Origin of the sequence: Pseudomonas sp. MWU12-2319, from assembly GCF_023242525.1 — a bacterium.
Classification (GTDB): Bacteria; Pseudomonadota; Gammaproteobacteria; order Pseudomonadales; family Pseudomonadaceae; genus Aquipseudomonas; species Aquipseudomonas gingeri_D.
In genome coordinates, this window is record NZ_JALJES010000015.1 from 39,004 (window position 1) to 56,638 (window position 17,635).

At 62.0% G+C, this 17,635-nt stretch carries 19 protein-coding genes; 9 read left to right on the forward strand and 10 right to left on the reverse strand.

The features are described from left to right. Window positions 1–170: 170 nt before the first annotated feature. Entirely contained in the window at window positions 171–431 is a 261-nt protein-coding gene (locus tag M5C01_RS22975) for a hypothetical protein (RefSeq protein ID WP_103499517.1), read from the reverse strand. Window positions 432–779: 348 nt separating this feature from the next. Here M5C01_RS22975 and M5C01_RS22980 point away from each other — a divergent pair, with 348 nt between their 5' ends. From M5C01_RS22980 to M5C01_RS22990, 3 genes are all read left to right on the forward strand, one after another. Further along, complete coding sequence (locus M5C01_RS22980; RefSeq protein WP_103499516.1) at window positions 780–1,004, forward strand: TraY domain-containing protein; 225 nt, start codon at window positions 780–782, stop codon at window positions 1,002–1,004. Continuing rightward, window positions 988–1,260, forward strand: a complete 273-nt coding sequence (locus M5C01_RS22985) for a type II toxin-antitoxin system RelE/ParE family toxin (RefSeq protein ID WP_152741119.1) — start codon at window positions 988–990, stop codon at window positions 1,258–1,260. The genes M5C01_RS22980 and M5C01_RS22985 overlap by 17 nt, the downstream gene beginning before the upstream one ends. Window positions 1,261–1,431: 171 nt before the next feature. Further along, window positions 1,432–1,710 carry a hypothetical protein gene (locus M5C01_RS22990; protein ID WP_152741118.1) on the forward strand — a complete coding sequence of 93 codons (279 nt, stop codon included), beginning with the start codon at window positions 1,432–1,434 and terminating at the stop codon, window positions 1,708–1,710. A gap of 202 nt (window positions 1,711–1,912) precedes the next feature. Here M5C01_RS22990 and M5C01_RS22995 read toward each other — a convergent pair whose 3' ends face one another. The 5 genes from M5C01_RS22995 to choX all read right to left on the reverse strand — a co-directional run bounded on the left by M5C01_RS22995 (window position 1,913) and on the right by choX (window position 6,684). Continuing rightward, window positions 1,913–3,076 (reverse strand): gamma-butyrobetaine dioxygenase, encoded by a 1,164-nt coding sequence (locus M5C01_RS22995; protein WP_178129957.1) that lies wholly within the window; start codon window positions 3,074–3,076, stop codon window positions 1,913–1,915. Between the two features lie 24 nt (window positions 3,077–3,100). Further along, window positions 3,101–3,577: a thioesterase family protein gene (locus M5C01_RS23000; RefSeq protein ID WP_152741117.1), complete on the reverse strand. Its 477-nt coding sequence runs from the start codon at window positions 3,575–3,577 to the stop codon at window positions 3,101–3,103. Window positions 3,578–3,746: 169 nt separating this feature from the next. Beyond that, a complete protein-coding gene (locus tag M5C01_RS23005; RefSeq protein WP_152741116.1) occupies window positions 3,747–4,712 on the reverse strand; it encodes an L-carnitine dehydrogenase in 966 nt (321 codons plus the stop codon). A gap of 67 nt (window positions 4,713–4,779) precedes the next feature. After that, window positions 4,780–5,667, reverse strand: a complete 888-nt coding sequence (locus tag M5C01_RS23010) for a 3-keto-5-aminohexanoate cleavage protein (RefSeq protein ID WP_100942531.1) — start codon at window positions 5,665–5,667, stop codon at window positions 4,780–4,782. A gap of 72 nt (window positions 5,668–5,739) precedes the next feature. After that, on the reverse strand, window positions 5,740–6,684 hold the full coding sequence (choX, locus tag M5C01_RS23015) for a choline ABC transporter substrate-binding protein (RefSeq protein ID WP_103495254.1): 945 nt from the start codon (window positions 6,682–6,684) through the stop codon (window positions 5,740–5,742). A gap of 194 nt (window positions 6,685–6,878) precedes the next feature. Here choX and M5C01_RS23020 point away from each other — a divergent pair, with 194 nt between their 5' ends. Then, window positions 6,879–7,823, forward strand: coding sequence for a GlxA family transcriptional regulator (locus M5C01_RS23020; protein WP_152741115.1), 945 nt, complete (start codon window positions 6,879–6,881; stop codon window positions 7,821–7,823). A gap of 154 nt (window positions 7,824–7,977) precedes the next feature. Here M5C01_RS23020 and M5C01_RS23025 read toward each other — a convergent pair whose 3' ends face one another. The 4 genes from M5C01_RS23025 to M5C01_RS23040 all read right to left on the reverse strand — a co-directional run bounded on the left by M5C01_RS23025 (window position 7,978) and on the right by M5C01_RS23040 (window position 10,384). Then, window positions 7,978–8,394, reverse strand: coding sequence for a DUF3010 family protein (locus tag M5C01_RS23025; RefSeq protein WP_100942527.1), 417 nt, complete (start codon window positions 8,392–8,394; stop codon window positions 7,978–7,980). A 170-nt stretch (window positions 8,395–8,564) separates the two neighbouring features. Further along, window positions 8,565–9,050 carry a DUF3592 domain-containing protein gene (locus tag M5C01_RS23030; protein WP_152741114.1) on the reverse strand — a complete coding sequence of 162 codons (486 nt, stop codon included), beginning with the start codon at window positions 9,048–9,050 and terminating at the stop codon, window positions 8,565–8,567. 69 nt (window positions 9,051–9,119) lie between these two features. Then, on the reverse strand, window positions 9,120–9,896 hold the full coding sequence (locus M5C01_RS23035; RefSeq protein ID WP_152741113.1) for a DUF4239 domain-containing protein: 777 nt from the start codon (window positions 9,894–9,896) through the stop codon (window positions 9,120–9,122). An 86-nt stretch (window positions 9,897–9,982) separates the two neighbouring features. Beyond that, window positions 9,983–10,384 (reverse strand): lysozyme inhibitor LprI family protein, encoded by a 402-nt coding sequence (locus M5C01_RS23040; RefSeq protein WP_152741112.1) that lies wholly within the window; start codon window positions 10,382–10,384, stop codon window positions 9,983–9,985. A 269-nt stretch (window positions 10,385–10,653) separates the two neighbouring features. Between M5C01_RS23040 and M5C01_RS23045 the strand changes: the two genes are divergently transcribed. From M5C01_RS23045 to M5C01_RS23065, 5 genes are all read left to right on the forward strand, one after another. Further along, a complete protein-coding gene (locus M5C01_RS23045) occupies window positions 10,654–11,631 on the forward strand; it encodes a dipeptidase (RefSeq protein ID WP_100942521.1) in 978 nt (325 codons plus the stop codon). A 95-nt stretch (window positions 11,632–11,726) separates the two neighbouring features. Beyond that, complete coding sequence (locus tag M5C01_RS23050; protein ID WP_100942520.1) at window positions 11,727–12,257, forward strand: DUF5943 domain-containing protein; 531 nt, start codon at window positions 11,727–11,729, stop codon at window positions 12,255–12,257. A gap of 15 nt (window positions 12,258–12,272) precedes the next feature. Further along, window positions 12,273–14,333, forward strand: coding sequence for a dimethylglycine demethylation protein DgcA (dgcA, locus tag M5C01_RS23055; protein ID WP_152741111.1), 2,061 nt, complete (start codon window positions 12,273–12,275; stop codon window positions 14,331–14,333). Between the two features lie 126 nt (window positions 14,334–14,459). Then, window positions 14,460–16,403, forward strand: a complete 1,944-nt coding sequence (dgcB, locus tag M5C01_RS23060) for a dimethylglycine demethylation protein DgcB (RefSeq protein ID WP_152741110.1) — start codon at window positions 14,460–14,462, stop codon at window positions 16,401–16,403. Further along, on the forward strand, window positions 16,403–17,623 hold the full coding sequence (locus M5C01_RS23065; RefSeq protein ID WP_152741109.1) for an electron transfer flavoprotein subunit alpha/FixB family protein: 1,221 nt from the start codon (window positions 16,403–16,405) through the stop codon (window positions 17,621–17,623). The genes dgcB and M5C01_RS23065 overlap by 1 nt, the downstream gene beginning before the upstream one ends. The last annotated feature ends 12 nt before the right edge of the window (window positions 17,624–17,635 follow it).

Genomic DNA, 17,635 nt, shown 5'->3' on the forward strand with positions numbered 1-17,635 from the left:
ATTCGCGGGCAAGCCCTGCTCCTACAGTTTCGCGGCGTGCGCAGCATTGGCGCACGACGCAGGATTGTAGGAGCAGGGCTTGCCCGCGAAGAGGCCTTCAAGATCGCTGAAAGTTTTGCAAACGATGCAGAAAAATCAGCTTGCGGCAGAAAGCTTACAGGGCGGGTCTGTCAGGGCCGCGTCTGCTGATACCGCGCCAGCGCCGGCAACAACTGCTTGTCTATCGCCTGGCGCACGGCCGGCAAGATCGTCGCGCTGCTGGTGTACATATCCTTGACCATCTTGCGCAGCTCATAGGCCCTGGCGTCGTCCAGGCCGCGTACCGCACATTCGCAGGCTTGCTCGGCGGTGGCACCGCTCGGCACTTGCAGGCCGAGGGACTTGAGCTGGCCCAACAGGTCTTCCTGGTCAATCAAATCCGCGTACATCATGGCGCTGGTCCTTGTTCCGATGTGATCGTGCTTCGATTCTGGTAGCCCTGCGCAGTGTCGGCAAGAGCCGATTGCCCGAGTGGCTCTGATACCTATGAACAGGTCGTTTTCGGCTAACTCGCGGGCAGGGCAAGCGAGCACACTGGATACCAGTAGACCTGTCGACGGTTTGGTCACCCTCGGCGCGGGTCTCTGCGGACACACTCTCTCACCCCGATCCTGTCACGGCTTGATCGGGGTTTTTTTTGCCTTGGAAGGTCAGTCTGCTTCCGATGAAAGGCAGCCGCTGTTGGCTGGTGAACTGTTAAGCTATACGTGTATAGCAATTCTTATGAGGGAGTACACAACATGCTCGCCATCCGTCTGCCCGTGGAGATCGAGAGCCGTCTGCAAGCTTTGGCGACCGCGACCGGTCGCACCAAGACATTTTATGCCCGAGAAGCGATCCTCGAACACCTTGATCATCTTGAGGATATCTACCTGGCCGAGCAACGCTTGGCGGATGTTCGGTCTGGCCGAAGTCAAACCGTAACGCTGGAAGAGTTGGAGCGGCAGTATGGCGTGGAAGATTGAGTTTGAATCTTCTGCGGCCAAAGAACTGAGCAAACTCGACCCACAGACGGTACAGCGAATTCTGAAATTTCTCAGAGGGCGCGTGGCGGATCTTGAGGATCCTCGCAGTATTGGCGAGGCCTTGAAGGGTTCCAAGTTGGGAGATTTCTGGAAGTACCGTGTCGGCGACTACCGCATCATCTCGGAGATCCAGGACCAAGTGGTTTGTATCCTGGTCGTGAGGATCGGTAATCGACGTGACGTCTACAAACATTGAAACATTTTCTCAAAAATCCCGGCTCGTACTTGCTTGTACATGGCCGTGTAACGTCTCTATAGTCCCTCCAGTCATTGCCAATTCAATGACTGGACGTCGCGGTCCATTCACGGAGCCATCCAATCACCCTCGCATTGAAGGTGGTTTGTTACCCTTGAAATGGAGCCCTTAATGACGAACTTCCTTGCATTTCAATCCAACACCACCGATACCCCCGTCTTATTCTTCAATCCTGATGCATCCCTGCGCGACCTTTGCGCATTCGCCAGTCGCCGACTGCGTGGTGCCCGCGATCTTTCGCAAACCCTGACCTGTGCCACGATCAATAATCTGGATGAGCAGGATTTCCGGCATGTGCTGGAGGTGATGTATACGTTGCTCGATGAGGGTTGTGATGTGCTGGAAGTGGTGGAGCAGCGGGTGATGAAACAGGCTGATCGGATTCAATAGGTGGATCGCGTTATCGTTCTTCGCGGGCAAGCCCTGCTCCTACAGTCCGGTGTCGTGCGCCAATGCTGCGCACGCCGCGAAACTGTAGGAGCAGGGCTTGCCCGCGAAAGGGCCCTTGAGATCGCCAAAAGATTCGCTGGCAAGCCAGGCTCCTACGGATCGCAACAGGCCTGGGAACGCGATTTTTCAGTTCATCCTGGACTCAGCGCTGCAACACCAATATCCGCGACAACAATTCATCCCTATCGATATAGCAGCCCTGGAAATGCCGGGCCCCTGTGGCCGGGTCGAAGGCATTGCGGGCGTGCAGGGTGCGGCGGTTGTCGAAGCACCACAGTTCACCCGGGTTGAGCCGCCGCATGATCCGAAAGCGCGCTTCACGGGTCATGGCAATAAAGCGCCGATAGGCTGCGTACAGCACCGGCATCTGCTCCACCGACGCCTCGAACGGGCCCCGCAGGAAGTTGGCCATGCGGATCTCGCTGACCTGCCCGGTACTGTCCAGTGCGATAACCGGCGCCCGGCAGCGGTAGTCGCTGTGCCGGTCCTTGTTGCGAAACTCCACCGGGATCTCGCTCAAGGCACGGAACGCCGCCGGGTCTTCCCGGCGCAGCGCGTCGGCAATGGCAAAGCCATCGACGAAAATGCTCTCGCCACCCTCGGCATCATTCACCAGGCAATGCAGAAATTGCAGGCCCGGTTGCAGCTCGCGGGTTGGCAGGTCGCTGTGCAATGGCAGGTTGAAGGCGGTATAGGCGTTGCTGTCGGCGTCGGCCTTGGATTGCACGTTGAACAGCACGCCAAAGTTGGTCTGGCGGATAAACGAGATCAGCTTGGCCACCTCGGTCAGTGAACCAGGCTCGGTCGGTACGCCACGCACCTGGGTCAGGCCGGTGTCGCGCAAGGCCAATAGCCAGTGCAGCAGGGTTTTCGGGTCCTCCTTGAGGGCGGCGAACTCGAATACCGGCAACTCCAGGCTGCTGCTCCACAGCCGGCTTTTCGGCTTGCCGGCCTGGCGCTCGACCCGCGACTCGTCGTCATAGGCGTGCGCCCGCAGCCAGCCCGGGTCGAAGCGGCTGGCATGGCCGTCCTGCCAGTCGATGCACAGGCAGCCAGTGTTGTCGATGCGGATGGTGGCGGGGGCCAGGCCCTCGGGCACATCGACGATTTCCAGCACCTGTTCGCGGGTCACCGTGTACACGCACTGCGGGCACGGGCAGTTGTCCCGTAGCCACACGTGATGGTACGGACTGATACGCCCGTCCGCCCAGTAGACCTCGATACGATCCGGCAGCGGATGCGCGGCGGTCAGGGCACTGATCAGCGGGTAACTGCGGAAATCGGCAAACGCGGCGGCGGTGTTCACGGTGAGCTCCTTTTCGGGGGATTCTTATTTTTTCGCGGGCAATCCAATCACGCGGCCGATGTATTCGGGGGGCGACAGGTCGCTCTGGCCTTCGATGATGGCTTGCAGTTTTTCCAGCACGGCGTCGGTGAAGGGGGCCGAGCGCGGGCCGGCCAGATCGACGTGCAGCAGCATCTGTTCGTTGCCGGCCAGTTCCTTGTCGCCGCCCACCAAGTGCAGGCTGTGGTAGAGGTGCAGGCGCTTGGCGTCGTGGCCGATGATCTGGGTGCGTACTTCGACCTGGGCGCCGAGTTTGACTTCGTGCAGGTAGTTGAGGTGCAGTTCGAGGGTGAACAACGAACTGCCGGTGGCTTCGCGGTTGTCGCTGTCCATGCCCAGGCGCAGCATCAGGGCGTCGGTGGCGTAGCTGAAGATCAGCAGGTAGAAGGCATCGCGCAGATGGCCGTTGTAGTCGACCCAGTCGGGGATGACTTCGGTGGTGTAGGTGGTGAGGGTGGGCATGGTGGGTGTCCGAAGAGGTGAACAGATCACGAATGAGGGGGGGCTGTCAGGCCGTCTTCGCGGGCAAGCCCTGCTCCTACAGTCCAGCGTCGAATGATTTTTTGCGTACGACACAAAACTGTAGGAGCAGGGCTTGCCCGCGAAAGGGTCCGCCCAGACACCGAAAAACTTACTCGCTGAAACTCATGCCATGCTTGGCCTTGGTGGTTTTCACCGCTTCCAGCACCGCCAGCAGGCAGTCGTCACGATAGCGTTCCAGGGCCGAGATGCTGTGTTTGCCCAACTGATCGCTGGTGCCGTCGACCACATCGTCAATCAGCTTCTCGGTCAGTTCCGGTGCAGGCAGGTAGGTCCACGGCAACTGCAACGCCGGGCCGAACTGGGCCATGAAGTGCCGCATACCGGCATCGCCACCGGCCAGGGTGTAGGTCAGGAAGGTGCCCATGAACGACCAGCGCAGACCCGCGCCAAAGCGGATCGCATCGTCGATTTCGCCGGTGGTGGCGACGCCGTCGTTGACCAGATGCAGCGCCTCGCGCCACAGCGCTTCCAGCAGGCGATCGGCGATAAAGCCCGGGACTTCCTTGCGCACGTGCAGTGGGCGCATGCCGAGGGATTCATAGACTTTCATCGCGGCTTGCACGGCTTCGGGGGCGGTGTTCTTGCCGCCGACCACTTCCACCAGCGGCAGCAGGTACACCGGGTTGAACGGGTGACCGACCACGCAGCGCTCCGGATGGGTGGCGCCTTCATAGAATTCGCTGGGCAACAGGCCCGAGGTGCTGGAGCCGATCAAGGCGTTGGGCTTGGCCGCGGCGCTGATCTTGCCGTGCAGTTCGAGTTTCAGCTCAAGACGTTCCGGGGCACTTTCCTGAATGAAGTCGGCGTCTTTCACGCACTCTTCGATAGTGGCGACAAAACGCAGGCGGTCTTGCGAAGCGCCTGGAGCCAGGCCTTGTTTCTCCAAGGCTCCCCAGGCGTTGGCGACGCGCTTGCGCAGGGCCGTTTCGGCACCGGGCGCCGGGTCCCAGGCGATCACATCGAGGCCGTGGGCGAGGGCGCGGGAGACCCAGCCGCTGCCGATGACACCGCTGCCCAGGGCGGCGAAGGTTTTGATTTCGGTGATAAAGCTCATGGCAACTTCCTGCGCAATAGGGTTTTGGCAATACGATCACTTGTAGGAGCAGAGGTGTGTCAGTGGATCAACCGCGCTTGGTCAGCCCCATCTTCACCCGCCCTTCGGCCGGGGTCAGGACGCGGGCGCCCAGGCGGCTGAGGATTTCCGAGGCGCGCTCGACCAACTGGCCGTTGGTCGCCAGCACGCCCTTGTCCAGCCACAGGTTGTCTTCCAGGCCGACCCGCACGTTGCCGCCCAGCAGCACCGCTTGCGCCGCCATCGGCATTTGCATGCGGCCGATGCCGAAACCGGCCCACACCGCGCCCGCCGGCAGGTTGTCGACCATGGCTTTCATGGTGGTGGTGTCCGCCGGAGCGCCCCACGGAATGCCCAGGCACAGTTGGAACAATGGGTCGTCCAGCAGGCCTTCCTTGATCAGTTGCTTGGCAAACCACAGGTGGCCGGTGTCGAAGATTTCCAGCTCGGCTTTCACGCCCAGCTCTTGAATACGTTTGGCGCCAGCGCGCAGTTGCGCCGGGGTGGAGACGTAGATGGTGTCGCCGTCGCCGAAATTCAGGGTGCCGCAGTCCAGGGTGCAGATTTCCGGCAGCAGCGCCTCGACATGGGCCAGGCGGGTCAGCGGACCGACCAGGTCGGTGTTCGGACCGAACTCCATCGGGTTCTCGCCGGCACCGATTTCCAGGTCGCCGCCCATGCCGGCGGTGAGGTTGACGATGATGTCCACGTCCGCCTCGCGGATACGCTCCATCACTTCGCGATACAGGGCCACGTCGCGGCTGAACTTGCCGGTTTCGGGGTTGCGCACGTGGCAATGGACCACGGTGGCACCGGCCTTGGCCGCTTCCACGGCAGCCGCCGCGATCTGTTTGGGCGTGACCGGAACGTGAGGGCTTCTGCCGGTCGTGTCGCCAGCACCGGTGAGTGCGCAGGTGATGATGACGTCGTGGTTCATGGTGCGGGTTCCTTACAGGCGTGGTGGTTCACACCGCAGCCATCAAGGGCTGCGGGTGCGATTTTCGGTGATTTACTTGCTGGTCAATTGCAGGTTTTCAGCGGCCGGCTTGCCATCGAAGGTGGTCACACCCTCCAGCCAGCGGGCCTTGTCCTGTGGGTGATCCTTGAGCCACTGCTTGGCTGACTCCAGCGCGTCCTTGTGGTCGAGCAGCGGTTGCATCATGCGGCTCTCGTCGGCGGCGCTGAAGGTCAGGTTGCTCAGCAGCTTGTTCACGTTCGGGCATTGTTCGGCGTAGGTCGGCGCGGTGACGGTCCAGACGGTGGCCATGCCTTCGTTCGGACCCAGGGCGTTTTCGCTGCCGGTGAGGTAGGTCATCTGCACGTTGACGTTCATCGGGTGCGGCGCCCAGCCGAAGAACACCACGGCTTCCTTGCGCCGCACGGCGCGATCCACCGCCGAGAGCATGGCCGCTTCACTGGACTCCACCAGTTGGAACTTGCCCAGGCCGAACTGGTTCTTGGCGATCATTTCCTTGATCTGGGTGTTGGCGCCCGAGCCGGGCTCGATGCCGTAGATCTTGCCGCCCAGCTCTTTCTCGAACTTGGCGATGTCGGCGAAGGTCTTCAGGCCCTTGTCGGCCAGGTAAGTGGGCACGGCCAGGGTGGCGCGGGCGTCCTTGAGGCTCGGTTCGGCCAGGACCTTGACCTGCTTGGCGTCGACGAACGGGGTGATGGTCTGGGTCATCAGCGGGTTCCAGTAGCCCAGGAACATGTCCAGGCGCTGGTCGCGGATGCCGGCGAAGATGATTTGCTGGGAGGCGCTGGTCTGCTTGACCTGGTAGCCCAGGCCATCGAGCAGCACCTGGGTCATGGCACTGGTGGCCATGACATCGGTCCAGTTGACCACGCCGAGGCGAACGTTCTGGCAGGAGGCTTGGTCCGCGGCCATGACCCCTGTGCTCAGGAGCGCGGTACCGGTGAGTGCGAGCGCACAGCGGCTGATCAGTCGTTTCATGATGGTTTCCTCGGCAGGACGTTATTGTGGGGCCCGGTGTCTTTGTGCGCCGGTGATGCCACGTTACGCAGCCCGGCCTTGCTGAAAACGCACAGCGGCGACCGACTCTTGCACAGCAGCGACCTGTGCTCTTGTGGCCGTCGTGCAACTGGCGTATCACGTCGGGAACGCTACCCGTCTTGCGAGCGCGTTCCATGTCCCAGGATTTCTATTTCTTGTTGATGCCGGGTTTTTCGGCGATGGGTTTTATCTCGGCGATCGAGCCCCTGCGGGTGGCCAATCGCTTTCGCGGCGAGCTGTATCGTTGGCATGTATTGAGTGCCGATGGTGGGGCGGTGCTGGCGAGCAATGGCATGTCGGTCAACGCCGATGCGGCGCTGGAGCCGTTGAAGAAGGGGGCGACGTTATTGGTGGTGGCGGGTTTCGAGCCGCTGAAGTTCGCCACTTCGACGTTGGCGCACTGGTTGCGGCGCCTGGACCATGAAGGCGTGACGTTGGGCGGTATCGACACCGGCAGCGTGGTGCTGGCCGAAGCCGGTCTGCTGGAAGGGCACCGGGTGACCCTGCACTGGGAGGCGCTGGAGGCCTTCAAGGAATCTTATCCACAGCTGGAAGTGACCCAGGAACTGTTCGAGATCGATCGCCGGAGGATCACCTGTGCCGGGGGGACTGCGTCCATCGACATGATGCTCGACCTGATCGGCCAGGCCCACGGCCCGGAACTGGCGATCCAGGTGTCCGAGCAGTTCGTGCTGGGGCGTATCCGCCCGCGCAAGGACCACCAGCGCATGCAGATCGCAACGCGCTACGGCATCAGCAACAAGAAGCTGGTGCATGTGGTCGGGGAGATGGAACAGCATATGGAGCCGCCGTTGAGCACGCTGGAGCTGGCGGAGTCGATCAAGGTCACGCGGCGCCAGTTGGAGCGTTTGTTTCGGCTGTATCTGAAGGACACGCCGAGCAATTTCTACCTGGGCTTGCGGTTGGAGAAGGCGCGGCAGTTGTTGCGCCAGACGGACATGAGCGTGTTGGAGGTGAGCATCGCCAGTGGGTTCGAGTCGCCATCATATTTCACCCGCAGCTACCGGGCGCGATTTGCCCAGTGCCCGCGGGAGGATCGGCGCGGGATCAAGGTGTAGGTGGTGTTGCGCGCAGCACCGGGCATGAAGGCCGAACACCACCCTTGTAGGAACCGGCTTGCTGGCGATGGCGGCCGATAAGGCGATGCAAGACTCCCTGGCCTCATCGCCAGCAAGCCGGCTCCTACAGGGTGGCGGTGTTGAAAGACCCGGCTTACTTTTTCATCAGCGCCGCACAGGCCGTCTTATAGGCTTCATGCTGATATTTGTTCAGCGTGGCCGGCAGGGCGAAGTCGAACTTCTTGTTCTGCGCGTTGATGGTCTGCGGTGACAGCAGCGTCACCTCGCAGTTTTCCAGCAACTGGAAAATCCCTTCGATCTTGAAAGTGGTCGGCCCACCGGCAAACTCACCTTTCTTGCTGCGCTTCTTGATAGCAATCCGCTCGATGCCCGCGTCCTGGACGAACGCCTTGACTTGGGCGGCGAAGGCTTTGACGTTGGCGGCCTCGTCATCCTCGTCCAGGGCGATTTTCTTGATGGCGACGGCCACGTGCGCGAGGGCGCTGCCCTGCAAGGTGGCGATGGCGAAGATGGCTTCGCTGCCTTTGATTTCGATGCCGCAGAGGGTCATTGGAGTCCTTGGAGCGTTGGGGGAGGCGCCATGTTACCCCTTGTAGGAGCGAGCTTGCTCGCGATGGTGGTCAACGATAACGCGGGAAGTCTGATACCCCGTGGTGTCTGGCCATCCATCGCGAGCAAGCTCGCTCCTACAGTGGGGCAGCGGCGATTAGCCGGAGGCGCTCAGTAGTAGACACCCTCCTCACGAAACCTGGCCATCTGCCGGTAATTCCAGCACAGCAGGCAAAGGCACAGCGCAATCAGGCTCACACTGGCGCTGAAGATATAGAAGTCCGCGCGTTTGAAGCTGAATTCGGTCTTCAGGCTGTGAAAGCTCGGAAACCAGTCGGAATAGACGATCTGCACATGATCGCCGATCTGGTACGTCGGGTTCTGTACCCTGGCGTTCAGCGAGTGAATGCCCTGGCCGCGGTGGCCCATTTCGTAGTCGAAGGCGTAGTAGATATCCGCCGGGGAAGCCTCTTTGCGGGTATTGATGACCTGCGTGATGGTGCCGGTCACTTCCCGTGGCGCCGCCTTGATGGCGGCATACAGCAGCCCGCCGCTCTTGGACAGCGCCGCCATGCCAAAGGCCAGGAAAATCAGGAAAAGCAGCAGGACACCTCGGGTAAAGAGGTAGTCATGTTCGGTTTCTCGGGGCGCGTACATTCAAGTTCCTTTTGAATGAGTGGGTTCACTGCCCAGTCTAGTCGCTGTCCGTGGCCCGTGCAGGGCGCGTTAATCCATGGTTTTGCGCAGGTCGAGCATGATCTGGTCGAAGTAGTCGACGCGGATAAGGCCGATCCGCGGGTACTCGAAATCCAGGATCACATACAGCACACAGACCATCACCAGCGCATAACCCAGGCTGTACAGCCAGTTGCGCCTGGCCGTGCCGGCCATGTCGTAACCGATGAACAGGGCGCTGACCAGGGTCAGGGCGACCAGCATCAGGTAGATCACCAGTGGCGGGTGGGTGTCCTGGGCCACGCCACGGGTGGTGGTGATGTCGATCATCGAGTTGAGGGCTTGCAGCAGATTGGAGCCCAGCGCCGGCGTGGGCATCTGCGGCAGCGCGGCGACCGACTGTTTCCAGATCTCCAGCTGCAAGGCATTGCCCCGCGCGTTTTCCAGGCTGGAACGGTCGAGTTCGTTGAGGTCGCGGTAGTAGGCGATGCGTGCGTCCACATAGTCGCGAAACGCCTGGCGCAAGGCCGGTTGGTTGGCCGGCGGCAACAGATCCAGGCGTAACCAGGCGGTGCCCATGGCGTTGGTTTCTTCGACAATCAGATTGCGCCGGGCATCCAGCCGGGTGGCCGCGCCGGAAAAGGTGAAGGCGATCAACAGCGCCAACAGGCCAAAAACCGCGCCTTCGATGGCGCTGGTGCCGGTCCGCGCACCCTCGGGGTCGAGGGCCAGATGGCGGTTGCCGATGCGGCGACCGATTTCAATAAACAGCACAATGGCGAGAAAAATCGCCAAGGCATACAGCGGAATGGCTGAAAGTGAGCGCATATGAAGATCCTGTGATGATCGTCAACGACTCGCCTGTACAGCCAATTCAGGACGGGATGCGCTCCAGTGTAGACAGCCGCCCGGGATTATTCCTGGGCAATCGACTCGAGAAACTCCGACCGTTCGTCGCTCTTGCTCGCCAGGCAGTCGTACTGGTCGATGGTGAACGGCTTGCTCCCGGGTTTGGCCGGCAGCGGCGCAATGGCGCAATCGGCATCCCGCGACTTGATCCAGAGCTGTTGGGCCGCCTGCAGCTTGCCGGTGATATCGGCTGCTTGCGCCTTGTCATTGGCGTATTGCGTCTTGACCCGGTCCAGCAGCGCTTCGAAGTTTTCCTTGAGCAATTGCTCGGCGGTGTTCTTGCTGTAGGTGGCGCACTCCAGGGTCTGCTGGTCGTTTTCGACCGCGTCGCAGGGCGAGTTGTCCGCGTCTTCGGCCGCGTGGGCAGCCAGGCTGACAAGCGCCAAAGCCAGGAAAATCGATTTCATTGCGGCGTCCCGATCCTTGATCAAAAGAGGTGGCAGAGCGATGGAGGGCAATTCTGTCTCAAGCCCGGGCCAAAGAATAGTCGTACATGGACAAGTACTTAAACCTACGGGCCGGAAATGCCCATGGCAACGCCCCTTTGTCGCGGATTGACGCTTTCGGCAATTCCCCTGTCGTTTTTGCACCCGGCTCTCCGGTCCCCTGGGCATATGCTGACCCCAAAGCGCCGGCAGACGATTCGGCGCGTGAATCGCTAATAGGGGACAGCCTGATGAGCCCAGCCGAACTGCACGCCGACAGCATCGTTATCGACGGGCTGATCATTGCCAAGTGGAACCGCGAACTGTTCGAGGACATGCGCAAAGGCGGGCTGACCGCCGCCAACTGCACCGTGTCGGTGTGGGAGGGCTTCCAGGCCACCGTCAACAGCATCGCCTCGAGCCAGAAACTGATCCGCGAGAACAGCGACCTGGTGATGCCGGTGCGCACCACCGCCGATATTCGCAAGGCCAAGGAGCTGGGCAAGACCGGCATCCTCTTCGGCTTCCAGAATGCCCACGCTTTCGAAGACCAGATCGGCTATGTCGAGATCTTCAAGCAGCTGGGCGTCGGCATTGTGCAGATGTGCTACAACACCCAGAACCTGGTGGGCACCGGCTGCTACGAGCGTGACGGCGGTCTGTCGGGCTTCGGTCGCGAGATCGTCGCTGAAATGAACCGCGTCGGCATCATGTGCGACCTGTCCCACGTCGGTTCCAAGACCAGCGAAGAAGTCATCCTCGAATCGAAGAAGCCGGTGACCTATTCCCACTGCCTGCCTTCGGGTCTGAAAGAACATCCGCGCAACAAGTCCGACGCCGAACTGAAGTTCATTGCCGACCATGGTGGTTTTGTCGGCGTGACCATGTTCGCGCCGTTCCTCGCCAAGGGCATCGATTCGACCATCGACGACTACGCCGAGGCCATCGAATACGTGATGAATATCGTCGGCGAAGACGCCATCGGCATCGGCACCGACTTCACCCAGGGCCACGGCCAGGACTTCTTCGAATACCTGACCCACGACAAGGGCTACGCCCGTCGTCTGACCAGCTTCGGCAAGATCATCAACCCGCTGGGCATCCGCACCGTGGGCGAGTTCCCCAACCTCACCGAGACCCTGCTCAAGCGCGGTCACCCTGAGCGCGTGGTGCGAAAAATCATGGGCGAAAACTGGGTCACCGTCCTCAAGGACGTCTGGGGCGAATAACGCCGCGGTCTTTTCCCAACTGACACACACCCTGCGCGCCGGTCGCGCAGGGCGTAAGCGGCCAGCCGCGATCAACGAATTCTGGAGTGTTACCCATGGCTAAAATCGCCCCGCAACTGCCTATCGAAGTCGACAGCGAAACCGGTGTCTGGACGTCCGACGCCCTGCCGATGCTCTACGTGCCACGGCACTTCTTCGTCAACAATCACATGGGCATCGAAGAAGTCCTGGGCGCCGACGCCTACGCCGAGATCCTCTACAAGGCCGGCTACAAGTCCGCCTGGCACTGGTGTGAAAAAGAAGCCGAATGCCATGGCCTGGAAGGCGTCGCGGTGTTCGAGCACTACATGAAGCGTTTGTCGCAACGCGGCTGGGGCCTGTTCAAGATCCAGGACATCGACCTGGACAAAGGCACCGCCAGCGTCAAGCTCGAGCATTCGGCGTTCGTCTATGTCTACGGCAAGGTCGGGCGCAAGGTCGACTATATGTTCACCGGCTGGTTCGCCGGCGCCATGGACCAGATCCTGGCAGCACGCGGCAGCGCGATTCGTACCGTGGCCGAGCAGGTCTACGGTGGCTCCGAAGAAGGTCACGACGACGGCTTGTTCACCGTCAAGCCGTTGTAAGTCGAGGATCGCACCATGGCTTTCGAAGCAATGTTCCAGCCGATCCAGATCGGCAAACTGACCATCCGCAACCGCGTGCTCAGTACCGCCCACGCCGAGGTGTATGCCACCGACGGCGGCATGACCACCGAACGTTATATCCGTTATTACGAAGAGAAGGCCAAGGGCGGCATCGGCCTGGCGATCTGCGGCGGTTCGTCCGTAGTGGCCATCGACAGCCCGCAGGAATGGTGGAGTTCGGTGAACCTGTCCACCGACCGCATCATCCCGCACTTCCAGAACCTGGCCGACGCCATGCACAAGCATGGCGCCAAGATCATGATCCAGATTACCCACATGGGGCGTCGTTCGCGTTGGGACGGCTTCAACTGGCCGACCCTGATGTCGCCCTCGGGCGTGCGTGAGCCGGTGCATCGTGCCACCTGCAAGACCATCGAGCCGGAAGAGATCTGGCGGGTGATCGGCAACTACGCCCAGGCCGCGCGCCGGGCCAAGGAAGGCGGCCTGGATGGCGTCGAACTGTCCGCCGTGCACCAGCATATGATCGACCAGTTCTGGAGCCCGCGGGTCAACAAGCGCACCGACGAATGGGGCGGTACCTTCGAAGGCCGGATGAAGTTCGGCCTGGAAGTGCTCAAGGCCGTGCGCAAGGAAGTCGGCGACGATTTCTGCGTCGGCATGCGTATCTGCGGTGACGAATTCCACCCGGATGGCCTGTCCCACGAGGACATGAAGCAGATCGCCAAGTATTACGATGACACCGGCATGCTCGATTTCCTCGGTGTGGTCGGCTCGGGTTGCGACACCCACAACACCCTGGCCAACGTGATCCCGAACATGAGCTTCCCGCCGGAGCCGTTCCTGCACCTGGCGGCCGGGATCAAGGAAGTGGTCAAGGTTCCGGTGCTGCACGCGCAGAACATCAAGGACCCGAACCAGGCGACCCGCATTCTCGAAGGCGGTTATGTCGATATGGTCGGCATGACCCGCGCGCATATCGCCGACCCGCACCTGATCGCCAAGATCAAGATGGGCCAGATCGACCAGATCAAGCAGTGCGTCGGTGCCAACTACTGCATCGACCGCCAGTACCAGGGCCTGGACGTACTCTGCATCCAGAACGCCGCGACCTCCCGTGAATACATGGGCGTGCCGCATATCATCGAGAAATCCACCGGGGTCAAGCGCAAGGTGGTGATCGTCGGTGCCGGTCCTGCCGGGATGGAAGCCGCTCGTGTGGCCGCCGAACGTGGGCACGATGTGACCCTGTTCGAGAAGAAAGACGCCATCGGCGGGCAGATCACCACGGCTTCGAAAGCGCCGCAGCGTGACCAGATCGCCGGTATCACCCGCTGGTTCCAACTGGAGCTGGCGCGTCTGAAGGTCGACCTGCGTCTGGGTACCGCCGCCGATGCCGCGACTATCCTCGACCTGCGTCCGGATATCGTGGTGCTGGCCGTCGGCGGGCATCCGAACCTGGAACAGAACGAACACTGGGGCGCCGCCGAAGGGCTGGTGGTCAGCAGCTGGGACGTGCTCGATGGCAAGGTCGCACCGGGCAAGAACGTGCTGGTCTACGACACCATCTGCGAGTTCACCGGTATGTCGGTGGCCGACTTCCTCGCCGACAAGGGCAGCCAGGTGGAAATCGTCACCGACGATATCAAGCCGGGCGTGGCGATTGGCGGTACGTCGTTCCCAACCTACTACCGCAGCATGTACCCGAAAGAAGTGATCATGACCGGCGACATGATGCTGGAAAAGGTCTATCGCGAGGGCGACAAGCTGGTGGCGGTGCTGGAGAACGAATACACCGGCGCCAAGGAAGAGCGGGTGGTGGACCAGGTGGTGGTGGAGAACGGCGTGCGTCCGGACGAGGAAATCTACTACGGGCTCAAGGAAGGTTCGCGCAACAAGGGCCAGATCGATGTCGAAGCCCTGTTCGCGATCAAGCCGCAGCCTTCGCTGAGCGAGTCGGGCGACGGTTACTTGCTGTTCCGCATCGGCGACTGTGTGGCCCAGCGCAACACGCACGCGGCGATCTATGACGCGTTGCGTCTGTGCAAGGATTTCTAAGCCAACCTCCTGTAGGAGCCGGCTTGCTGGCGATGAACGATAACGCGGACTGCCTGATGCACCGCGTCACCTGAATCGCCAGCCAGCCGGCTGTTACCAAGCCCCGAGGTCTTTGGGAGCTGCACCATGTTGAACACCCTTCTTCCCATCCTGTTGTTTGCCGCCCTGGGCCTTGCCGTCCTCGGCGCGCTGCGGCGGGTAGCCATGTGGCGTCGCGGTCGACCGTCGAAAGTCGATCTGCTCGGCGGCCTTTTCGCCATGCCCAAGCGCTATATGGTCGACCTGCACCACGTGGTGGCGCGGGACAAATACATTGCCAACACCCACGTTGCCACGGCCGGTGGTGCAGTGGCATCCATCGTCCTGGCGATCCTGGTGCACGGTTTCGGCCTGCATAACCGCATCCTCGGCTATGCCTTGCTGCTGATGTCGGCGGTGATGTTTGTCGGTGCGATCTTTGTTTACCTGCGTCGCCGCAACCCGCCTTCCCGTCTGTCGAAAGGCCCGTGGATGCGCCTGCCGAAAAGCCTGCTGGCGTTCTCGGCGTCGTTCTTCCTGGTGACCCTGCCGGTGGCCGGGATCCTTCCGGAAGATTTCGGCGGCTGGGTACTGGCGCTGATCCTCGGCCTCGGTGTGCTGTGGGGCGTGTCGGAGCTGTTTTTCGGCATGACCTGGGGCGGCCCGATGAAACACGCCTTCGCCGGTGCCCTGCACCTGGCCTGGCACCGCCGCGCCGAACGCTTCGGCGGCGGCCGTTCCACCGGCCTCAAGCCGCTGGACCTGAGCGACCCGAAGGCGCCGCTGGGCGTGGAGAAACCCAAGGACTTCACCTGGAACCAACTGCTGGGCTTCGACGCCTGCGTGCAGTGCGGTAAATGTGAAGCCGCCTGCCCGGCATTCGCCGCCGGCCAGCCGTTGAACCCGAAAAAGCTGATTCAGGACATGGTGGTCGGCCTGGCCGGCGGCACCGACGCGAACTTCGCCGGCAGCCCGTATCCGGGCAAAGCCATCGGCGAGCATTCGGGCAACCCGCACCAGCCGATCGTCAACGGCCTGGTGGACGCCGAGACCCTGTGGTCCTGCACCACCTGCCGCGCCTGCGTCGAGGAATGCCCGATGATGATCGAGCACGTCGATGCCATCGTCGACATGCGCCGTCACCTGACCCTGGAAAAAGGCGCGACCCCGAACAAGGGCGCCGAAGTCCTGGAAAACCTGATCGCCACCGACAACCCCGGCGGTTTCGCCCCGGGCGGTCGGATGAACTGGGCGGCGGACCTGAACCTCAACCTGCTCGGCGAGAAGAAAACCACCGACGTGCTGTTCTGGGTCGGCGACGGTGCCTTCGACATGCGCAACCAGCGCACCCTGCGTGCTTTCGTCAAAGTGCTGAAGGCGGCCAAGGTCGACTTCGCGGTACTCGGCCTGGAAGAGCGCGACAGCGGTGACGTGGCCCGGCGCCTGGGCGACGAGGCAACCTTCCAGCTGTTGGCCAAACGCAATATCCAGACTCTGGCCAAATACAGCTTCAAGCGCATCGTCACCTGCGACCCCCACAGTTTCCATGTGCTGAAAAACGAATACGGTGCTTTCGGCGGCGAGTACCTGGTGCAGCATCACAGCACCTATATGGCCGAACTGATCGGCGCCGGTGCCCTGAACCTCGGGCAGCACAAAGGCAACAGCGTGACCTATCACGATCCGTGCTACCTCGGCCGCTACAACGGCGAGTATGAAGCGCCGCGCGATGTACTGCGGGCCCTGGGGATCGAGGTCAAGGAAATGCAGCGCTCCGGCTTCCGTTCCCGTTGCTGCGGCGGCGGTGGTGGCGCGCCGATCACCGATATTCCCGGCAAGCAGCGGATTCCCGATATGCGCATGGACGACATCCGCGAAACCGGTGCCGAACTGGTGGCGGTCGGTTGCCCGCAATGCACGGCGATGCTCGAAGGCGTGGTCGAACCGCGTCCGCTGATCAAGGATCTGGCCGAGTTGGTGGCCGACGCCCTGCTTGAAGAAGCGGCGCCGAGCAAACCGGCCCCCAAGCGTGAACCCGCGGAGGTGCACTGATGAGCGATATTATCCGCCGCGACCCTCGCGCCGAGTGGATCGCCCGTAACCGCCTGCACCCGTTGCACGCGGCCATGCAACCGCAGCAACAGAGCTGGATGGGGCCTAACGGCCTGGTCCGCAAGAATGTCCATGGCGTCGGCTTTATCGGCCCCAACGGTATCAAGCGCATCGACCGCAGCGGCGCCCAGCAGGGCGGCGCCACCAAGCGTTCGGCCAGCGTCGAAGTGCTGCTGCCACTGCATCAGGTGCCGCAACCGGCGTTTTATATCAGCGTGGTACCGGATATGGTCGGCGGTCGCCTGAGCAGTCACGACCGCGACCTGCTGGGCCTGGCCCATCAGATGGCCGGCAAGGACGGCGCGGTATTGGCCGTGGTCTTTGGCGAGCACAAGGAATCCGCTTTCGAAACCGCCGGCGTCGACCGCCTGCTGGTGCTCGACGGCAATGAGTTCAGCGGTTATTCACCGGAACAACGGGTCCAGGGCCTGCGTGCTGTGGATAACCAGTTCAATCCCCGTCACTGGTTGCTGCCGGACAGCCGCAGCGGTGGTGGCGAACTGGGCCGCCGCCTGGCCGCGAGCCTGGGTGAGCGCCCGGCCACGCGGGTCTGGCAGGTCAAGGGCGAGGAGTGCATCGGCCGTGCCGGTGCAGGCCTGCAGGATCTGGCGCGGCCCTTGGCCCGGTTGATCCTGGCCGCCGCCGAATGCGCCGAGCCGGTCAGCGAAACCCGTCATGAAGCCTTGCCCGTGGAGTTATCCACAAGCGTGGTGCGCAGCTTGCCGAGGATCGAAGATCTCGGCGCGGTGGCGGTGGACCCGGGGGCGATTCCCATGGCCGAAGCCGAATTTATTTTCTCCGGCGGCAACGGGGTCAAGGACTGGGCGCTGTTCCACGAAACAGCGGCGGCCTTGGGCGCCACCGAGGGCGCGTCGCGGGTGGCGGTGGACGATGGCTTCATGTCCCGCGACCGTCAGGTCGGCGCCAGCGGCACCTGGGTCACCGCGCGGGTCTATGTGGCCGTGGGGATTTCCGGGGCGATCCAGCACCTGCAAGGCATCGGTGCCTGCGACAAGGTGGTGGCGATCAACCTCGATCCGGGTTGCGACATGATCAAGCGCGCCGACCTGTCGGTGATCGGCGAAAGCAGCGAGATCTTCCGCGCCCTGATCGCGGCGGTGACGGCATACCGCAACGGCGCCAAGCGCGATGCGGCTTAAGGTAGGGATGAC